Source organism: Aristaeella lactis, from assembly GCF_018118585.1.
Classification (GTDB): Bacteria; Bacillota; Clostridia; order Christensenellales; family Aristaeellaceae; genus Aristaeella; species Aristaeella lactis.
This window is the reverse complement of record NZ_CP069421.1, coordinates 2,485,705-2,505,653: the sequence shown is the minus strand read 5'-3', so window position 1 is coordinate 2,505,653 and position 19,949 is coordinate 2,485,705. Positions and strand designations below refer to the sequence as shown.

General features: G+C 57.7%; 16 protein-coding genes. 8 read left to right on the top strand and 8 right to left on the bottom strand.

Annotated features, from left to right (window positions below; all coding sequences use genetic code 11):
• Positions 1-50: 50 nt before the first annotated feature.
• The 3 genes from JYE50_RS11625 to feoB all read right to left on the bottom strand — a co-directional run bounded on the left by JYE50_RS11625 (position 51) and on the right by feoB (position 3,516).
• Positions 51-881, bottom strand: coding sequence for a sugar phosphate isomerase/epimerase family protein (locus JYE50_RS11625; protein WP_179138454.1), 831 nt, complete (start codon positions 879-881; stop codon positions 51-53).
• A 130-nt stretch (positions 882-1,011) separates the two neighbouring features.
• On the bottom strand, positions 1,012-1,173 hold the full coding sequence (locus tag JYE50_RS11620; RefSeq protein ID WP_084097401.1) for a FeoB-associated Cys-rich membrane protein: 162 nt from the start codon (positions 1,171-1,173) through the stop codon (positions 1,012-1,014).
• A gap of 12 nt (positions 1,174-1,185) precedes the next feature.
• Positions 1,186-3,516, bottom strand: coding sequence for a ferrous iron transport protein B (feoB, locus tag JYE50_RS11615; RefSeq protein ID WP_084097399.1), 2,331 nt, complete (start codon positions 3,514-3,516; stop codon positions 1,186-1,188).
• A gap of 192 nt (positions 3,517-3,708) precedes the next feature.
• Here feoB and JYE50_RS11610 point away from each other — a divergent pair, with 192 nt between their 5' ends.
• Positions 3,709-4,842, top strand: a complete 1,134-nt coding sequence (locus JYE50_RS11610; RefSeq protein WP_084097397.1) for an immunoglobulin domain-containing protein — start codon at positions 3,709-3,711, stop codon at positions 4,840-4,842.
• A 120-nt stretch (positions 4,843-4,962) separates the two neighbouring features.
• The gene (locus JYE50_RS11605) at positions 4,963-5,778 is read left to right on the top strand and encodes a hypothetical protein (protein ID WP_143763695.1); all 816 of its coding nucleotides are present in this window, start codon (positions 4,963-4,965) and stop codon (positions 5,776-5,778) included.
• A gap of 56 nt (positions 5,779-5,834) precedes the next feature.
• Here the strand turns inward: JYE50_RS11605 and JYE50_RS11600 are convergent, their stop codons facing one another.
• From JYE50_RS11600 to JYE50_RS11580, 5 genes are all read right to left on the bottom strand, one after another.
• Positions 5,835-6,566 (bottom strand): ABC transporter ATP-binding protein, encoded by a 732-nt coding sequence (locus tag JYE50_RS11600; RefSeq protein WP_143763694.1) that lies wholly within the window; start codon positions 6,564-6,566, stop codon positions 5,835-5,837.
• Positions 6,567-6,568: 2 nt separating this feature from the next.
• On the bottom strand, positions 6,569-7,390 hold the full coding sequence (locus JYE50_RS11595) for an ABC transporter ATP-binding protein (protein ID WP_283399262.1): 822 nt from the start codon (positions 7,388-7,390) through the stop codon (positions 6,569-6,571).
• A 32-nt stretch (positions 7,391-7,422) separates the two neighbouring features.
• The gene (locus tag JYE50_RS11590) at positions 7,423-8,505 is read right to left on the bottom strand and encodes a branched-chain amino acid ABC transporter permease (RefSeq protein ID WP_084097391.1); all 1,083 of its coding nucleotides are present in this window, start codon (positions 8,503-8,505) and stop codon (positions 7,423-7,425) included.
• Positions 8,506-8,515: 10 nt separating this feature from the next.
• Positions 8,516-9,394 (bottom strand): branched-chain amino acid ABC transporter permease, encoded by an 879-nt coding sequence (locus tag JYE50_RS11585; protein ID WP_084097389.1) that lies wholly within the window; start codon positions 9,392-9,394, stop codon positions 8,516-8,518.
• 95 nt (positions 9,395-9,489) lie between these two features.
• The gene (locus JYE50_RS11580; RefSeq protein WP_084097387.1) at positions 9,490-10,620 is read right to left on the bottom strand and encodes an ABC transporter substrate-binding protein; all 1,131 of its coding nucleotides are present in this window, start codon (positions 10,618-10,620) and stop codon (positions 9,490-9,492) included.
• A 265-nt stretch (positions 10,621-10,885) separates the two neighbouring features.
• Here JYE50_RS11580 and JYE50_RS11575 point away from each other — a divergent pair, with 265 nt between their 5' ends.
• The 6 genes from JYE50_RS11575 (at position 10,886) to JYE50_RS11550 (ending at position 19,942) form a co-directional block, all read left to right on the top strand.
• Positions 10,886-12,859 carry a CARDB domain-containing protein gene (locus tag JYE50_RS11575; protein ID WP_179138453.1) on the top strand — a complete coding sequence of 658 codons (1,974 nt, stop codon included), beginning with the start codon at positions 10,886-10,888 and terminating at the stop codon, positions 12,857-12,859.
• A gap of 179 nt (positions 12,860-13,038) precedes the next feature.
• Entirely contained in the window at positions 13,039-15,741 is a 2,703-nt protein-coding gene (secA, locus tag JYE50_RS11570; protein ID WP_084097383.1) for a preprotein translocase subunit SecA, read from the top strand.
• A gap of 30 nt (positions 15,742-15,771) precedes the next feature.
• Entirely contained in the window at positions 15,772-16,878 is a 1,107-nt protein-coding gene (prfB, locus tag JYE50_RS11565; protein ID WP_084097381.1) for a peptide chain release factor 2, read from the top strand.
• A 106-nt stretch (positions 16,879-16,984) separates the two neighbouring features.
• Complete coding sequence (locus tag JYE50_RS11560) at positions 16,985-17,683, top strand: DUF1461 domain-containing protein (RefSeq protein ID WP_084097379.1); 699 nt, start codon at positions 16,985-16,987, stop codon at positions 17,681-17,683.
• 33 nt (positions 17,684-17,716) lie between these two features.
• Positions 17,717-18,784, top strand: coding sequence for a tRNA (adenosine(37)-N6)-threonylcarbamoyltransferase complex transferase subunit TsaD (gene tsaD / locus JYE50_RS11555; RefSeq protein WP_283399260.1), 1,068 nt, complete (start codon positions 17,717-17,719; stop codon positions 18,782-18,784).
• Positions 18,785-18,826: 42 nt separating this feature from the next.
• A complete protein-coding gene (locus tag JYE50_RS11550) occupies positions 18,827-19,942 on the top strand; it encodes a GGDEF domain-containing protein (protein ID WP_084097376.1) in 1,116 nt (371 codons plus the stop codon).
• Positions 19,943-19,949: the final 7 nt, after the last annotated feature.

Genomic DNA, 19,949 nt, shown 5'->3' with positions numbered 1-19,949 from the left:
TACAAAACACCTTCCCGGTGTGCCGGGAAGGTGTTTTATATGTGTACGGATCAGATACCGACGCCTGCTTCGGCGGCTTTTCCCGCCACATAGTCATAGGCGCGGCGGTATTCCTCAAAGGTGGTCATGTGCTCCAGCAGCACCGGAGCATCCGCGGGAAGATACCGGTCGATGGCTTTCAGGATCTGTACAAAGTCCAGGGATCCTTCTCCGGGGGAACACTCTTCCAGGACAGTAGTCAGCCGCATCAGATCCATCCGGGAATCCTTCAGGTGGGTGCTTTTGATATACGGTCCCAGCAGGCGGAAACACTCCTCTATGAACCTCTCCGCGTCCAGGAACCGTCTCGGGCAGTTGATTATATTCACAAAATCCATGTGGACGGCAAACTGTTTCCGGTCCACATCCTTCATCAGCTGAAGGCAGGTTTCCGGGCTGTCCGGGAGCATCCAGGGCATGGGTTCCAGGCAGTAGAAGGCCTTTTTCGGACTGGCACGGTCGATGATCTCCCGGAGGGAGGAGACCAGCCGGTCGTACATGGCCTGCGTGAAATTGCCGCGGTCCGCCGCGTCCCAGCCGGCGGTGCTTTCCGTACCGGCAATGTTGACGCAGCAGGGAATGGACAATTCATCGGCCAGTTTCAGCTGGCGGACGGCATATTCCAGGTTCGTGCGGCCTTCGGCGGGATCAAACACATTTTTCCAAACGCCCACTTCCGCGATGGCCACATCATGTTTTTCCGTGATCCGCAGGAGCCGCTGGATTTCCTCCCGGGGAGTTTCACAGGTAAAAGGTGCAGTAATGGCCCGAAAACCGGACTGTACCAGTTTCTCCTCCCATTCCGCGGGATTGTTGCAGCATACGGTTCCGCCTAAACGCATCAGGTTCATCCTTTCCGTTACGGTTGTATTCTTCTGAAACGGTTCGTGATATCAGGAGTATACCATATGGATCCGGCTGTGAAAAGGAAATCCCCCGTTCGGGCGAACGGGGGAGGATATACAGGAAGGCTCATTGCGGTTTTCTGCTTTGATCCCCGCAGAGGCCGCAGCTTTCGCAGCTGCATCCGCAGCAGCTGCTTTTTCCCGCGGCTTTCCTTTTCTGTTTCATGAAGAAGGCGAAAACCGCGATGCCGGCGATTACCAGCAGGATCAGGATATCCCAGAGATTCATAAACCTTCCTCCTCAGAACAGCAGACCGATCAGCCGGATGATCAGCGCGGCAACCCAGGCGATGGCGCACTGCCAGAGCACCACACCCAGGGCCCACTTCCGTCCCAGCTCCCGGCGGATGGCGGCGATGGCGGCGACACAGGGGGTATACAGCAGGCTGAAGGCAAGCATGGAAGCAGCGGTCAGAGAACCGAGGGCAGCGAGGCCGCCGCCGAAGAGGGTTTCCATAACGGAGACAACGCTTTCCTTGGCCATGAAGCCGCTGATCAGCGAGGTGACGATACGCCAGTCTCCCAGACCGACAGGCTTCATGAGAGGAGCCAGCAGTCCGGCAACAGCGGCGAGAATACTGTCATGGGAATCGGCCACCAGGTTCAGCCGGAAATCAAAGCTGGACAGGAACCAGACGACGATGGTGGCGATCAGGATAACGGAGAAGGCACGGTGCAGGAAATCCTTGGACTTTTCCCACAGCAGCTGGGCCACATTCCGGGGGCTGGGGAACCGGTAATTCGGCAGCTCCATCACAAAGGGAACGGCTTCTCCTTTGAACAGGGTGTTCTTGAACAGGAAGGCGACGGCAATTCCGGTGAGGATGCCCAGCAGGTACAGGCCTGTAATGATCAGCCAGCTGTACTGCGGGAAGAAGGCGGTGACAAAGAAACCGTAGATCGGCATTTTGGCCGTGCAGGACATGAAGGGTGTCAGCAGGATGGTCATCCTGCGGTCCCGTTCGCTGGGCAGGGTGCGGGTGGACATCACCGCCGGCACCGTGCAGCCGAAACCGATCAGCATCGGAACGATGCTCCGGCCGGACAGACCGATGCGCCGCAGCAGTTTATCCATGACAAAGGCTACCCGGGCAATATAACCGCTGTCTTCCAGCAGGGACAGGAAGAAGAACAGGATCACGATGATCGGCAGGAAGCTGACCACGGTGCCTACACCTTCAAAGATACCGCTCAGTACCAGGCTCTGGATCGTCTCGTTGATGTGAACAGCTTCCATTCCCTGCTCCGTTACGTTCTTCAGGGCGTCAATGCCGCTCTGGAGCAGATCCTGGAAGAAAGGCCCGATCAGGAAGAAGGTCAGGAAGAAGACCAGGCCCATGATCAGGATAAAGATCGGGATGGCGGTATGCTTTCCGGTCAGGACACGGTCGATCTTTTCGCTCCGGATCCTCTCCTTGCTTTCTCTGGGTTTGATCACGGAAGCGTCGCAGACTTTCCGGATAAAGGCAAAGCGCATATCGGCGATGGACGCGCTGCGGTCCATGCCCCGCTCTTTTTCCATCTGCAGCACCAGGTGGTCCAGGGTTTCCCGCTCATTCTCGTCCAGTTCCAGCTGGTCAGCCAGCAGCGGGTCACCCACAATCAGCTTGCTGGAAGTGAAGCGGACGGGCAGCTCCGCCCGTACGGCGTGGTCCTCAATCAGGTGTTCGACAGCGTGCAGAGCGCGGTGAACGGCGCCGTTATGATCTTCCGGACCGCAGAAATCCTGTACCAGGGGCTTCTCCTGATACTTGGCTACATGAATGGCATGGCGGATCAGCTCGTCCACACCTTCGTTCTTGGCGGCGGAGATCGGCACGACCGGAACGCCCAGCATGGCTTCCATGGCGTTCACGTCCACGGTGCCGCCGTTGCCGCGCAGTTCATCCATCATGTTCAGGGCGACGACCATCGGGATGTTCATTTCCAGCAGCTGCATCGTCAGATACAGGTTGCGCTCAATGTTGGTGGCGTCCACAATATTGATAATCGCTTTGGGATGCCCGCGCAGCACAAAGTCCCGGGAGACCAGCTCTTCGCTGGAATAGGGGGACATGGAATAGATGCCCGGCAGGTCGGTGACCAGCGTGTCGCTGTGGCCGCGGATGACGCCGTCCTTCCGGTCCACGGTAACGCCGGGGAAATTGCCCACATGCTGGTTGGAACCGGTCAGCTGGTTGAACAGGGTGGTTTTGCCGCTGTTCTGGTTTCCCACCAGGGCAAAGGTCAGCTTTGTGCCATCCGGCAGGGGATCTCCGCTGCCCTTGGGGTGAAAGCGGCCTTCCTCACCCAGACCGGGATGCTCCGGAGAACGCAGATTTTTCTTATCCTCAGCTTCGTTTTTCCGGTCCGCCGGTTCGATATCAATCTTTTCCGCGTCCGCCAGGCGGAGGGTCAGCTCATATCCGTGGATCCGGAGCTCCATGGGGTCTCCCATGGGAGCCAGTTTGATAACGGTAACTTCCGTTCCGGGAATGACGCCCATATCCAGGAAATGCTGCCGGAGGGCGCCTTCGCCGCCGACGGCCCTGATGACAGCGGATTGGCCGGGATGCAGCGCGTTGAGTTTCATAACAGATTCATTCCTTCCTTCAGGATCATTCATAGCACAGAAGCAGTTTACTACTATTTACCATAGTTAGCAATATCTAACAAGAAAAAATATAAAACTTTTTTGGATCAGTCCCGGAAATGGTCAGTCAAAAGTGAAACAGGGGCATCAAAATATCCCTCTGATTCGTCTGTATAGACAGGAGGTGTTTTTGTGCTTCGAAAACTGTGTTGTTTAGGTCTGATCATGGTATTTCTGTTCTCTGCTTCCGCGCTGGCGGAATACGATCAGTACCGGCTGACGGTCGGGGATAAGCTGGAGAACCTGCAGAAGTGGGAGATTTTTCCGCTGGATGCCCATAATGTGATTGTTCGTGTGTATAATCCGCTGCCCTGGCATGTCAGCTGGTACCGGGACGGGAAGCTGCTCAGGACACTGGTGCCGGAGGGGGATTATGACAGCGTCACACCGGTTGAACCGGTTTTTGAGGGCGACGGGTCTTTTTCCATGCTGTGCCGTATCCCTTCGGAGGAACAGTCAACGGATAAATTTCCGCCGCCCAACGCACAGGCGGAATGGACGGAGGAAGGACTGACCCGGATCACTCCGCTGAAAGAGCGGGTATACGCGACGCGCTGGGATAACCGGATTGTTTTCTATCGGACGGATGAATACGCGCGGATCCGGTATAACGGAAAAGACACCTGTATTTCCCGTGAACTGGCGGATATACTCCGGAATGGGAGCTGTATAGCCCTTGCGGATGAAGTTTTCCTGACGCGGTACTTCAATCTGGAAGAGGAGGATACGGCGGTGTTGTGCCTGGATCACGGGAACATCCGGTACAGGATAGAGGATCCTCTCTGGTGTGACCGGTTCCTGCCGGACGGACAGGGCGGATTCTTTACTTCGCAATGGGATATCGCTGAGTGGACGCTGGAAAGGGATTATTCCCCGGTCAGGCTGACCCATTATGACAGGGACGGAAAGTGTGACCGGGTATATCAGATGAAGGGTGACCGTGTGTTTGTCACGCCCCAGAGGATATATACAGATCCCGGAACAGGAACCAGGATCCTGTATGGAAGCGCTGTGGAACCGGACCGGAAAGTCTGCTCGGTTTTTGCGATGACGCTGGATGAGAATATGAACGTAACGGCATTGGATGTCCGGGATATCGATCCGGATTATAACGGATGTGAAGCGGATATTTACCTGGCTCCGAACGGTACACCCTGGGTATTCCTGTATAACCGGGAGCATCCGGACGTGATCCGGCCTGCGGCGATTCCTTTCTTCCTGCTGGATCAAAGCGGGGAGGATTACGGCCTGCAGATCGGCTGCTGAATCACCCGTTTACCATCACTATTAATCCGGCTGTATGATAAACAGCCGGATTTTGTTCGCCTTGAAATGCCGTCCGGGAAAGGATACAATAAGGGTATCAACCGGAACGGAGCGAAAAGGATGGCACTGACAGCCTATTGTAAAAAATGCGCCAGGGAAGTGGATCCCGGGGAGGTCTGCCCTTTCTGCGGAAGCAGGCTGGGAAAGAATTCCGCCCATGCCGCCTGGTGCGTGGAGCGTACACCGGTGAAGGACTGGATGTGCTGGAACGCGCTGATGCGGGTGCTGCTGCCCGCGGCGCTGTTTATCCTGCTGCTGGTGCTGGCTGCGGAGGGGATATCCGGGGGTATCGGCGCGGTGGAACAGCTGCTGGTTTCCGGGTTCCCCGTGGTGCTGCTGGTCCTGCTGGGAACGATCCTGGTGCTGGCCCTCGCGGCCCTGATTCTGCAGGGAAAAGAACTGACGGATTATGTGGTGGATAACCGCGGAATCCATGAAATCCACTACCTGCCGGATCCCACACCGGTAAAGCTGATCGCCAGGCTGCGGTCTCCCGCGCTGCTGCGGAACATGGCCGGGGGAAACGGCGCGCCTGTGTTGAAACTGAGCGAGAAGGACCTGGCATGGAAGGATGTAGCCCGTGTGCAGCTGTGGCCCGAGAAATGTATGATCCTGTACTACGCGCCGTCCTGGTGGCTGCGGATCGCGGCCGCCTGCACGCCCTTTATCTGGGATGACGTGATGTCTGTCACCCGGGACAAGCTTGGAAAGAAACGGAAGGTCCGGCTTCCGGCCTCGCTGGTGATCCCCGCGGAACCGCGGACAAGGCGTCCGGCTTCCAGGCCTGTCTATACCCCGGAACCGGAGGATTCACCCGGACAGATCAGCATGGATTCCCTGTTTGACGCGCCGCCGGATGATCCGGAACAGAACTGAACAGAAAAAGTATACGCCCTGCTGTTTAAGACAGCAGGGCGTTTGATATTCAGGGATCAGTTTCCGAGATAAGCCTTCCGGACGTCGTCGTTCTGCAGGAGTTCGGCGGCGTTGCCGGACATGGAGATCCGGCCGGTTTCCAGCACGTATGCCCGGTCCGCTACGGAGAGGGCCATCTGGGCGTTCTGCTCTACCAGCAGGATGGTAACGCCGGATTCGTGCAGCTCCCGGATGATATCGAAGATCTGGTCCACCAGGATGGGAGCAAGACCCATGGAGGGCTCGTCCAGCATCATCAGCTTCGGCTTGCTCATCAGGGCCCGGGCCATGGCCAGCATCTGCTGCTCGCCGCCGGACAGGGTGCCGCCGATCTGCTTTTCCCGTTCCTTCAGGCGCGGGAAACGGCGGAACGCATCCTCAAGGGAGGCTTCAATTTCTTCATTGGGACGGCTGTAGGCGCCCATCTCCAGGTTTTCCCGCACGGTCATGTGCTGGAAGATCCGGCGGCCTTCCGGACAGAGGCTCAGGCCTTTGTAGACCATTTTATTAGCGTTGGTTCCGTCCACGGGAACGCCGCCCAGCACGATGGAGCCCTGGCGGGGCTTCAGCAGACCGGCAATGGTGTTCAGGGTGGTGGATTTGCCGGCGCCGTTGGCGCCGATCAGGGTGACGATCTCACCCTCGCGGACTTCCAGGCTGATGCCTTTCACAGCATGAATGGCCCCGTAGTATACGTGCAGGTCCTTTACCTTCAGCAGGGGCAGATCCTGGTTTTTGACTTCGCTCATCTTCAGCCCTCCTTTTTCTTGCCCAGATAGGCTTCGATGACGGCGGGATTCGCCTGGATCTCATCGGCGGTGCCCTTGGCGATCACGCGGCCGAAGTTCAGCACGCAGATGCCTTCGCAAACGCCCATGACCAGGCTCATGTCATGCTCGATCAGCAGGATTGCGATACCGAACTGGTCCCGGATCTTGGCGATGTTCTCCATCAGCTCTTCCGTTTCATGGGGATTCATGCCCGCGGCCGGCTCATCCAGCAGCAGGAGCCTGGGCTCTGTGGCCAGCGCCCGGACGATCTCCAGCCGGCGCTGCGCACCGTAGGGCAGGCTGCCGGACACCTCGTCCGCCAGGTCCTGCATGCCGAAGATATCCAGCAGCTCCATGGCCCGCTCATGCTGGCGCTTTTCCTGTTTCCAGTAGCGCGGAAGCCGGAGGATGCCGCTGAACATATCATACTTGATCTGGTTATGCAGGCCGATCCGGACGTTCTCTTCCACCGTCATTTTGTCAAACAGGCGGATGTTCTGGAAGGTCCGGGCGATGCCCAGCCGGGAAGCCTGCACAATGCTCATGCCGTGCAGGTCCTGGCCGTTGATAAGGACGGCGCCGCTGGTGGGCTCATACACTTTGGTCAGCAGGTTAAAAACGGTGGTCTTGCCGGCACCGTTCGGACCGATCAGGCCGGCGATCTCGGTTTTGCCGATGGTCAGGTTGAAGTCATCCACGGCTTTCAGGCCGCCGAATTCGATGCCCAGATGACGGGTTTCCAGCACCGGGATTTCATTGACATCCCGCTCCGGAACGATGGAATGGGAAGGCACCGGAACCATTTTGGTATCGGAACGGTGTTTCTTTACCTGTGTCATTTGGCTTCACCTCCTCCGATGGATTCCTTCTGCTTCCCACGGAACAGGTTTTTGACGGGAGCAAACAGGTGGTTGGCGATTGACCGGGTGGTGGGATTGTTGGTGAAGATCATCACCAGGATCAGCACCACCGCGTAAACCAGCATCCGGTAGTCCGCGAATTCACGCAGGACTTCCGGCAGAACCGTCAGGAAGGTGGCGGAGATGATGGAACCCAGCACGTTGCCCAGGCCGCCCAGCACGACGAAGACCAGCACGTTGATGCTCTGGTTGAAGGTGAACTGTGTCGGCACCACGGTGGAGGAGTTCAGCCCGTAAAGCGCTCCGGCCATGCCGGCCAGCACTGCGGCGGTAACGAAGGCCATCATTTTGTATTTGGTTACGGATACGCCCATGGATTCAGCGGCGATCCGGTTGTCACGGGTGGCCTGGATGGCCCGGCCTGCCCGGGAATTGACCAGGTTCAGCACGATCACCAGCGTGACCAGGACCAGAACGAAGCCCACGGTGAAGGTGGAGATCGGCTTGATCTTAACTGCGCCTTTGGCGCCGTCCACCAGCATTGTGACATCCGCGGGCAGGTCTTTGTTCAGGAAGGAGAAGTGAACCTTTCCGTCCGCCGTGCCCACATACAGCACGTTGACCAGGTTCCGGATGATCTCACCGAAGGCCAGCGTGACGATGGCCAGGTAGTCGCCCCGCAGCCGGAGCACGGGAATGCCGATCAGCACGCCGAAGATTCCGGCAATGATACCGCCGGCCAGGATGGCAAGGACCAGGCGCAGGGTGGGATCCTGCATATCAAAGGCAGCCAGCAGCCAGCCGCTGATGATGGCACCGGTGTAGGCACCGATACTCATGAATCCGGCGTGGCCGAGGCTCAGCTCTCCGGAGAAACCGATGACCAGGTTCAGGGAAACCGCCATCACGATCCAGGCACAGATCGGTACCAGCTGTCCCTTCAGGGAACGGCTGATCGCTTTGGCGGCGATCATGTTCTGCAGGATCAGGAAGGCGGCGATGACCAGGCCGAAGGTGATCAGGTTGTAGATGAGGCGTTTGCGTTTTGCTTTTGTCATTTTCCCCACCTCACACTTTCTCACGCATGGGCTTGCCCAGCAGTCCGGCCGGCTTGAACAGCAGTACGATGATCAGCACGGCGAAGACGATGGCGTCTCCCAGTTCGGTTGAAATATAAGCCTTACCGAAAATCTCAATAATACCCAGCAGGATGCCGCCCAGCATGGCGCCGGGGATGGAGCCGATCCCGCCGAACACGGCGGCGGTGAAGGCTTTGATACCCGGCATGGAACCGGTGGTGGGCTGCAGGATGGGGTAGGAGGAGCAGAGCAGGATACCCGCGATGGCAGCCAGCGCGGAGCCGATGGCAAAGGTGAGGGAGATGGTCCGGTTCACATTGATGCCCATCAGTTCAGCGGCGCCGCGATCCTCCGAAACACAGCGCATGGCTTTTCCCAGCTTGGTCTTGGAGGTGAACAGGGTCAGCAGGACCATGATCACAATGCTGACCAGGATGGTGATCAGCGTGGCTGAGGAAATGTTGATCCGTCCCAGGTGCAGGGAGGTGCTGTTGATGAAGGTGGTGGGGAAGGCCTTGGGATTGGCGCCCCAGATCATCAGCGCGATGTTCTGCAGCAGGTAGCTCATACCGATGGCGGTGATCAGCACGGCCAGGGACGTGGCCTGGCGGAGGGGACGGTAGGCGAGTCCTTCAATGGTGATGCCCAGGACGGTGCAGACCAGCATGGCCAGCAGGAAAGCCAGGACCGGGGGGAAGCCCCAGTACTGGAGGCCGCAGAAAGCCACATACGCGCCGACCATGATAATGTCGCCGTGGGCAAAGTTCAGCATCTTGGCAATGCCGTACACCATGGTATAGCCCAGGGCGATGATGGCATAGATGCTGCCAAGGCTGAGGCCGTTAATCAGATTATCCAGAAAAATCATACAGGTATTTTCCTCTCCGGAAAAAATGAATATTCATTCAGGAAACAAGCGAAACCGGTCCAGAAGGACCGGTTCGCGAAAAAACGCAGGGGAGATCAGTCTTCGAAAACGTATACGCCGTTAACGATGGTGGCGGCCATAGGCGTCTTGGTAACAGCGCCGGACTCGTCCCAGGTCATGGTGCCGGTCAGGCCGGTCACTTCGATTTCCTTCATGGCGGCGATCAGCAGGTCGCAGGCTTCTTCAGCGGACATATCGGAAGTGATGCCGGCTTTCTCAGCGGCGGCAACCAGGATGTAGATGCCGTCGTAAGCGTCCGCGGCGAACTGGATGGGAGTCTCGTTGAACTTTTCCTGATACTTGGCAACGAAGCTTTTCACGTTCTCATCTTCAGAAGTGGCAACGAAGGGGGTCAGCAGCATGACGCCTTCCGCCAGGGAGGTGTCGAAGCCGTCCACGCTCAGGATGCCGTCCATACCGTCAACGCCGAAGAAGATGGGCTTGTAGTTCTTGTCGGCGGCGGTCTTCAGGATCAGGGAAGCGGGGGTGTAGTACATGGGCAGGAAGACGATTTCAGCACCGGCTTCCTGGGCCTTGCCAACCTGAACGGTGAAGTCTGTGGTTTCATCGGTGAAGGTTTCTTCGTTGACGATCTCCAGGCCCAGTTCCGCGCTCTTCTTAACAAAGGTGTCACGGATACCGGTGGAGTACACGTCGGCGTTGTTGTAGATCACGGCGATCTTGGTGCCCAGTTTGTGATCGGCGATGTACTGGGCGGAAGCGGAACCCTGGTTAGGGTCGGTGAAGCAAACCTGGAAGACGTTGTCCTTATCCTCGATGACAGCAGTGGAGGAAGCGGAGGGGGTCAGGAAGAACACGCGTTCGGTGTATCCCAGGGCACCCGCTGCTTCGCAGGGCTTGGAGGTGGTGGAACCCAGGATCATCTGGGCACCGGCGTCCAGCGCGGCGTTGTAGGCGTTGATAACCTTTTCCACGTTGTGCTCATCGTCTTCGGTGATGAGTTCAATCTGATATTTTCCGCCGGCGGCGTTGATTTCATCCACGGCGATTTCGGCACCGTGCTGGGTGGCCAGGCCGTACAGGGCAGCGGCACCGGTGGTGGGGCCGATATGGGCGATCTTCAGGGTGACGGTTTCTTCCGCGAAGGCGGAGCAGACAGTCAGGGCCAGTACCAGGGCGAGGGCCAGAGAAACAAGCTTCTTCATTGGGTTTTCCTCCTCGTATATTAAGGTATATGAAAGTAACAAAGCCCCTTTACTTTGTATCGTTCATTATACACCTGTTTTGGGGCGAGTAAAGCGCCGGAGGCTTGTTTTTTGTACGTTCTTTGTATTCTTGACAGGTCTGTGCTTTCCCGATAAAATATTGTAGATATCCTGTATCCATCCATATTGACACGTCTGCCGGTCCTGCCGGCAGGGGGAAGGAGGAAGGAGCTTCGCGCTCCGATACAATATGAACAGGAAACACTTGTTCCTTGCACTGGTACTGGGGATTGCGCTGGTCCTGGTATGCGTATCCGCGGCGCTTGCGGCGGACAGTCCGATAAAAACCTCCGTGGATTTCAGCAAAACCAAGTTTTCCGGTCCGGAAACAATTGATGTATCCATTACCGTGACCAATGTCGGGGAAGGCGACCTGCCTGCTCCGGTAACGCTGTATTATCCCAGCGGCAAGAAGATTGATGAGTTCGGCTCTCCGACGCTTTCCGTGGGCGCCAGCAAGACCTGGAAGGGCCAGTGGACTGTTACCCAGGAAGAACTGGACGCGGGAAAGGTTGTCTTTGCGGTCCGGTATTCCGTTTATGACGGTCCGCTTGATGAGAACGGGGAACCGAAGCTGCAGGGCCATAAGAGCAACCTGCGCAAGAAGATCGTCTATACCGAAGCCGCTCCTGAAATCTCCGTCAAACGAACCATTACCCCCACAACGGCCCAGAAAGATCAGGAAGTCAGCGTTGTTTACGAGATCACAAACTCCGGAACAGCGGCTGTGACTGCCGTCAAAATCAAGGAAAACACCAGTATCTCTTCCAAAACCGGCACGATCGATTCCATCGCGCCCGGGACAACGGAAACCTATACTTTCACCGCCAAGATGGCCAAGAAAGACCTGACCAGTGCGGCGACCATCTCCTATACAGCCGGCGGAAAGACTTTCAATACAAAGGTGGAAAGCACCACTGTCAAATACGGCGTGGTAAACCTCTCCGCTACCCTGAAGGCGGACAAAAAGGGCGGCGTGCCCGGCGACACGATCAAGCTGACGCTGACACTGAAGAACTCCGGTACGGTTGATTTCACCAATGTTACCGTAACGGATCCTGAACTGGGCACCGTTTTCGAAGGGCTGACTGTTGCGGCCGGAAAGACCGAAACCAAGGAAACGGAACTGGTGATCACCAAGACCCAGGACATCCAGTTTACGGTTAAGGCAGAAGACACCACCGGCAAAGGCATTGAAACCGCCACCGGACGGGTTACGGTCACTTCCCTGGATCCGAACCAGCAGATCGCGCTGAGCGTGGAAGCTGAAGCGGACCGCAGTATCGTATATACCAATCCCGGAACGGCCAGGGTGAAAGTTACCGTGAGCAACAACAGCACCATGGAAGTGAAGGACATCACCGTGAAGGCGGTGGACACCACCCTGTATCACTTTGACAGCATTCCCGCGGGAGAAAGCGCCTCCTTCATTCGGGATGTGGACGCGAACCTGCCTGAAAGGGATGGGCGAACGTATTGGGGCACTTTCCGGTTTACCGCTTCCTGCAAGGATCAGCTGGATCAGGTGCTGAAATTCGAAAGCAATGATATCCGGATTGACTATCAGGAGCCGACACCGGAACCCACAAAGGCACCGCTGGTTACGCCGATGAAACCCCAGTATGAGGATGTTCCGACCAGAGAGCCTGAACCCGCGTGGCTGGAGCAGGCTGAAACTGTTGCTGATACCGCCAAGTGGATCTTCGCGGCTGTGGCCGGTGTGCTGCTGGTGCTGCTGCTGATCGGCGCGGTCCGCCGCGGCAAGAGCCGGAGCGAATCGAAAAAGGCCATGGATCACCTGGAAGGCGCCAACTACCGTGACTACAGCACCGCGCCGAAGCGCAACCGCAGGAGTGAGATCTCCAACGGCGGAACCGAAGAGGAAAAGCCGGAGGAAACTGAAGAGAAGCCTGCTGAGGAAGAACCGGAGAACACCGCCCAGAGCAGTGAGCTGATGGCGGAAACCCTTCGGAGGCTGTATTCTGACAAGCCGGCGGAAACCGCGGCGGAAGTCGTGACGGAAACGGTGGAAAACGCGGAAGCGGCGGTTGAAGAAACCGCGGAAACCGTGGCTGAAGAAGCAAAGGAAGCTGTGGAAGCCGTTGAGGATGCGGCAAAGGATGTCAAGTCTGCCGCGGAGGATGCTTCCTCCCGCCGCCGCAGGGGCCGTAAACAGTAACTGAATAACCGATTTTCCCGCGCCGGGGTCGCTGAGACCCCGGCGCATTGTTTTTCCGGGGCACTGATCCGGGGAATCCTTTCCGTAAACTTGCGCCGCGGCCGTATTCGGTGATATACTAACCTGTAATGCTTTGCCCGTTTCCGGAAAGGATGGGACGGGCGGTGAAGGAGAAACAAATGCTTGAATTTTTGAAGAAAGTGCTGGGCTCGGGAAACGAAGTCCAGTTGAAGAAACTGAACAAACCGGTGGAAGCGGTTATGGCGCTGGAGGAGGAATACCGCGCGCTGACCGATGAGCAGCTGCAGGCAAAGACCGCTGAATTCAGACAGAGACTGCAGAACGGGGAAACAGAAGACGATATCCTTCCGGAGGCGTTTGCCACTGTCCGGGAGGCGGCTGACCGCGTGCTGGGGATGCGTCCCTACCGGGTACAGGTGCTGGGCGGCATTGTGCTGCATCAGGGCCGGATCGCGGAAATGAAGACCGGTGAAGGTAAAACGCTGGTGGCAACTATGCCGGCTTACCTGAACGCCCTGTGCGGCAAAGGCGTCCATGTTGTGACGGTCAACGATTACCTGGCCCGCCGCGACAGTGAGTGGATGGGTAAGGTTTACCGGTTCCTGGGCCTGACCGTTGGCCTGATCGTGCATGACCTGGAGCCGGAAGAACGCAGGGCTGCCTATGCCTGCGATATTACCTACGGTACCAATAATGAGCTGGGTTTTGACTACCTGCGGGACAACATGGTGATCCGCCAGGACAACCTGGTCCAGCGGGGCCATGCCTTCGCCATCGTGGACGAGGTGGACTCGATCCTGATCGATGAGGCGCGGACGCCCCTGATCATCTCCGGCCAGGGAGAAAAGAGCACCGAGCTGTATGACAAGGTGGACGCGGTGGTCCGTACCATGAAACCGGAGATCCACTTTGAGATTGAGGAAAAGAAAAAGGCCGTCACCCTGACGGATGAAGGCGCCCGGAAAGTGGAAACCGCCTTCGGCATCGACAACATCAACGACGCGGAAAACAGCGAGCTGAACCACCATGTGTACTGCGCCCTGCGTGCCCACAACCTGATGAAGCGGGATGTGGACTATGTGGTCCAGAACGGCCAGGTTATCATTGTGGATGAGTTCACCGGCCGCCTCATGATCGGGCGCCGCTACTCGGAAGGCCTGCACCAGGCCATTGAAGCCAAGGAACATGTGAAGGTGGAGCGGGAAAGCAAAACCCTGGCCACCATCACCTTCCAGAATTACTTCCGTATGTATGAAAAGCTGTCCGGTATGACCGGTACGGCCAAGACGGAGGAGACGGAATTCCAGGGCATCTACGCGCTGGACGTTGTGGAGATCCCCACCAACAAGCCGAACATCCGTGTGGACCAGGAAGATATGGTCTACAAGAATAAAGCCGCGAAGTTCAACGCGGTGGTGGCGAGCATTGAGCAGTATCACGCCAAGGGACAGCCGCTGCTGGTCGGTACCATCAGCGTTGAGGTCAGTGAAATGCTCAGCGATATGCTGAAGCGCAAAGGCATTCCCCATGAAGTGCTGAACGCCAAGAACCACGCCAAGGAAGCTGAGATCGTGGCCCAGGCGGGTCATTACGGCGCTGTGACCATCGCCACCAACATGGCCGGCCGCGGAACCGATATCCTGCTGGGCGGCAACCCCGAGTTCCTGGCCCGCCGCGCCCTGCGCCAGGAGGGCGTGGACGAGGAAGTGATCGAGGAAGCTGTCGGTCACAATGAGCATGTGAGCGATGAGGTGCTTGAGGCACGGAAGCGCTATCAGGAGCACTACAGCCGCTTCAAGGCGGATACGGATCGGGAGCATGAGCGGGTGCTGCAGACCGGCGGCCTGCATATCATCGGTACGGAACGCCATGAAAGCCGCCGGATTGATAACCAGCTGCGCGGCCGAAGCGGCCGTCAGGGCGACCCGGGTTCCACCCAGTTCTTCATCAGCCTTGAGGATGACCTGATGCGCCTGTTCGGCAGCGAGCGGATCGGCGTGATGGTGGACCGGCTTGGCCTGCGGGACGATGAACCGCTGACTGCCGGCCTGCTGACAAAGCAGATCGAAAACGCGCAGAAGCGGATTGAGAACCGGAACTTTGAATCCCGTAAGTACGTGCTGGAGTATGACGATGTGATGAACCGCCAGCGCGGGATCATCTACGGTCAGCGCCGCCGGGTGCTGATGGGCGAAAATGTGCGGGACAGCATCCTGCGCATGGCGGACCATGTGATTGACTTTGCGGCGGGCCGCTGGATGAACGGCGAAAACACCGCCGAGTGGGAATGGAAGGAAGCGGCAAACTACCTGGAGAACCTCTGCTGCCACCATGGCGCGCTGGAGGCGAACCGCGCCGCTGCCGGTACCGGTGAGAGCCGGAATGAGTTTATTGAAGCCCTGAAAGCGGATGCCAGGACGTTCTACGAAGAGCGTGAAAAGCTCATGGAGGACATCCATGTGGACATGCGCGAACTGGAGCGGGTTATGCTGCTGCGCAGTGTTGACTCCCGCTGGATGGACCACATTGACGCTATGGACCAGCTGCGGGACGGCATTGGTTTCCGGCAGTCCAGCGGCAAAAACCCGGTTACGGAATACCAGATCGAAGCCGGTCATATGTTTGAGGAACTGAACCACCTGATCCGGGAGGATACGGTGCGCCGGGTTTACCAGACCAAGGTGGAAGTGACGCCGGAACGGGTACAGACCGCCAGGCCGATCGACGCGCGGGTCGCGGGAGACGGTCCCCGGCAGCCGAGAAGGGTGAAGCCGTCCGAGAAGATCGGCCGGAACGATCCCTGCCCCTGCGGAAGCGGCAAGAAGTACAAGAACTGCTGCATGCTGAAAGAAAACACTTAATCATGAACTGAATTCTGCCGGAGGTGTGAAATGTTAGAGCTTGAACAATATGCCCAGGACATCGTGGGCATCCGGAAAAGCATCCTGGCTGCCGGGGAAGCGCTTCATATTGATCATATGAAGGAGCAGATCGATGAACTGACAGAGGAAATGAACCAGCCGGAGTTCTGGAACGATACAGACCGTTCCACCAGGGTGAACCAGAAGCTGGGTCACCTGAAGAACAAGCTGGCCCATTATGAAGGCCTGCTGCAGTCCGCTGACGACATCGATACGATGATGGAACTCGCCCGTGAGGAAAATGACGAGGAAATGGTACAGGAAGTCGGTACCGAACTGGCCAGCCTGAAGGAAAAAGCGGATGCGCTGGAACTGGAAACCCTCATGCGCGGTGACTATGACGACAACGACGCCGTGTTGAGCCTGCACGCCGGTGCCGGCGGAACCGAGGCCCAGGACTGGACCCAGATGCTTTTCCGCATGTACACCCGCTACTGTGAGCGGATGGGCTTTGAAGTGAAAGTGCTGGATCTCCTGGACGGGGATGAGGCGGGCATCAAGAGCGTGACCTTTGAGGTCAGCGGCGATCATGCCTACGGCTATCTCCGCGGTGAGAAGGGCGTGCACCGCCTGGTGCGCATCAGCCCCTTTGATGCCAACGCGCGCCGCCACACCAGCTTCTCCAGCCTGGACGTCGCCCCGATGATCGAGGATGACGGCGATGAGATCAAAATTGATATGAAGTACGTCCGGGTGGACACCTACCACTCCTCCGGCGCCGGCGGACAGAACGTCAACAAGACCAGCTCCGCTGTCCGGATGACCTATGTCAAGGATGACGTGACCATCGTGGTGGCCTGCCAGACGGAACGCGACCAGGTGCAGAACCGTGCCACCTGTATGAAGATGCTGAAAGCGAAGCTGCTGGAACTGAAGGAACGGGAAAAGGAACAGCAGATGGCTGACATCAAGGGCGAGATGAAGAAGATCGAATGGGGCAGCCAGATCCGCTCCTACGTTTTCCAGCCCTACACCATGGTCAAGGATCACCGCACCAACTATGAAAGCGGCAACATTGACGATGTGATGAACGGCAACCTGGAAGGCTTTGTCACCGCATACCTGAAGATGCAGTAACAAAACCAATGAATAATGAACAATGAATAATGAACAATGTTATGATGCCGACTCAGCATGACAGGATGGAGCACCGTAAAACATTATGAATTGTGAATTATGAATTATGAATTATGAATTAAAGGGACGGGCCCTGGGTTTCCTGCTGGTGTGGACGGTGATCCTGTTCACACTGGCTGCCGCGGTATACGGTACAGCCGGGAACGGGGACCTGCTGGCCCGGGAAATGCTCCGCCACGCGCCGCCGGAGGTTACGGGCCTGCCGGAAACGGAATACGAAGGCGCGGGCCGGATGACCGCCGGATATCTGACCGGCCGGGAACCGGTTTTCCAGTATGTCTTTTCCGACGCGGAGGGACGGGAATACACCTGCTTCCAGCCGCATGAGGCGGACCACATGGCGGACTGCCGGAACCTGATCGGCCTGGCGGGAACGCTGAGGTGGATCACCGGAGGCCTGGCACTGCTTTTGGCGGCAGCGGGCGTGCTGCTCCGGAAACGCAAGGCGTTTTCGGGCGGTATGTTCACGGGCCTGGGAGCGGCGGCTCTGGTGTTTAGCGGGATTGCGGCCTGGGCGCTTGCGGATTTCGACGGCCTGTTTGTCACGTTTCACCGCGTGGCTTTCACCAATGAGGGCTGGCTGCTGGATCCCCGGACGGACCTGCTGATCCGGCTGATGCCGCTGAACTTCTTTATTACCCTGGGAACCGGGATACTGGTCCGGATACTGATTTCCGGGCTTGTGCTGCTGGGAGCGGCATTGATCATTCAGAATTGTAAGACGAAAAGGCAAGGGAATGCATAATGGCCTGACAAGAACAATTATGCATCACGGATTATGAATTACGAACAAAACTCCCGCCGCCAGGCGGAAATGCTGCGGACGAAGGAAACGGTCCGTATCCTGTCACTGGAGACCAGCTGCGATGAGACCGCGGCAGCTGTGATCGAGAACGGCCGGAAGATCCTGAGCAACGTGGTGTTCAGCCAGATCGACCTGCACGAGCTTTACGGCGGCGTTGTGCCGGAGATCGCAAGCCGGGCCCATATGGAAGCCTGCGACCGGGTGGTGGACCAGGCGCTGCGGGAAGCCGGGATGAGCCTGCAGGAGATCGATGCCCTGGCGGTAACAAAGGGCCCCGGCCTTGTCGGCGCGCTGCTGACAGGGGTCAACTGCATGAAGGGCCTGGCCTTTGCGGCGGGAAAGCCGCTGGTGGGTGTCAACCATATTGAGGGACATGTCAGCGCGAACTATTTGAGCCATCCGGATCTGGAGCCGCCGTTCCTGTGCCTGGTGGTTTCCGGCGGCCACAGCCACCTGGTGGAGGTTTCGGATTACGGCACCTACCGCCTGCTTGGCCAGACAGTGGACGATGCGGCCGGCGAAGCCTTTGACAAGGCGGCTCGGGCGCTGGGACTGCCTTATCCGGGCGGCCCGCGTATCGACAAACTGGCGGAAGAGGGAAACCCGGAAGCCTTTACCCTGCCCAGCCCGAAGACGGACGGAAGGTATGATTACAGCTTCAGCGGACTGAAGACTGCTTTCATGAACACCGTGCACACGCTGGAACAGCGGGGCGAAACCCTGCCGAAGGCAGACCTGGCGGCAAGCTTCCGCCGGGCGGTATGCCGGGAACTGACGAATAAGGCGCGGCTCCTGCTGCAGGAACGCGGCAGGGACGGATATAACGGATTTGCTTTGGCCGGCGGGGTATCCGCCAACCGGGAACTGCGGCGGATGGCATCGGCGATGTGTGAGGAACTGAAAATCCCGTTGTTCATGCCGGAGCTGCATCTGTGCACGGACAACGGTGCCATGATCGGCAGCGCCGCCTATTACCGCCTGAGAAACGGGGAACTGGCGGGCCTGGACCTGAATGCCATGCCCGCGCTGAGACTGGTGTAAAGATTGAACTGAACAGACAAATCCGGAAGGTTGTAGACAGATATGATGGAGCAGCTGAGGTTCTGGAACCAATACGGATACCAACCTGATGTGTTCAAAAAATACAGGGATGCTGTTGCCCGCAGTAACCGCGGATCACTGAAAGTGATGTGCATCGTGGCAGTGGTTTCTTCCCTGCTGGTTTATATATACGGCGTGACGAGCAATCAGCCCAAGGGCGGCGGGACATACTGCCAGATCCTGCTGATTGTGGGCCTTGCCGGTGAGGTGATCGCGTTCTACAGAAAGTCCACATGGGCACAGATGCTCATTGTCGGTTATATTCTGGGAGCTGCTGTTTACGCGTTTGCGGTTTTTGGCGCCGTGAACTATGATTCAAGCGTTTTCTGGATCGGAACCCACCTGGCGGTTGGCTGCTATCTGTTTGACTATGCCTGGCGCGTGCTCGGTCTGCAGGTTCTCAGCTATGTGGCGCTGGAGGTCTCCTGGAAGGCAAAAGGCGCTTTGCAGGATCCGACCCAGAGGATTTTCTGCCTTCTGTATCTGCTGATCAGCCTGATCACGGTGTATACGCTGAACCGGGCCAGGGCCTCCCTGATTACGGGCCGTGAAGAATTCCGGCGCGTGGCGGATACGGACCAGCTGACCGGACTGACAGCCCGGAGGGCTGCCCAGCAGGAAATAGAAGATCACCTGCAGACGGATGAGCACGGCGTGCTGATGCTGCTGGACCTGGACTGCTTTAAGAGCGTGAACGACCGGTACGGGCACCAGGCGGGAGACAAGGTGCTCATCGACGTGGCCGCGGATATCCGGAAGATGTTCCGGAATTCCGATGTGCTGAGCCGGCTCGGGGGAGATGAATACGTCGTCTATCTGAAGAGCGTTCCGGGAAGGGAATGGACACTGAAGCGTGCCACTTCCATGGTGGAGAAGATCGGCCGTACGGTGGGTGAAGGCCCTGATGCCGTCCGGGTAACGGCCAGTGTCGGGATCGTCATGACAGATATGGTGGGACGGACGTATGACGATCTGTACCGCGCCGCGGATATAGCTATGTACAACGCCAAGAACAGCGGCGGAAACAAGGCGCTGTTCTATTCAGAAGAGATGCTGGGAAAACCGGTGGATGAAGAAAAGATCAACAGTCTGAGATAACGGGAAA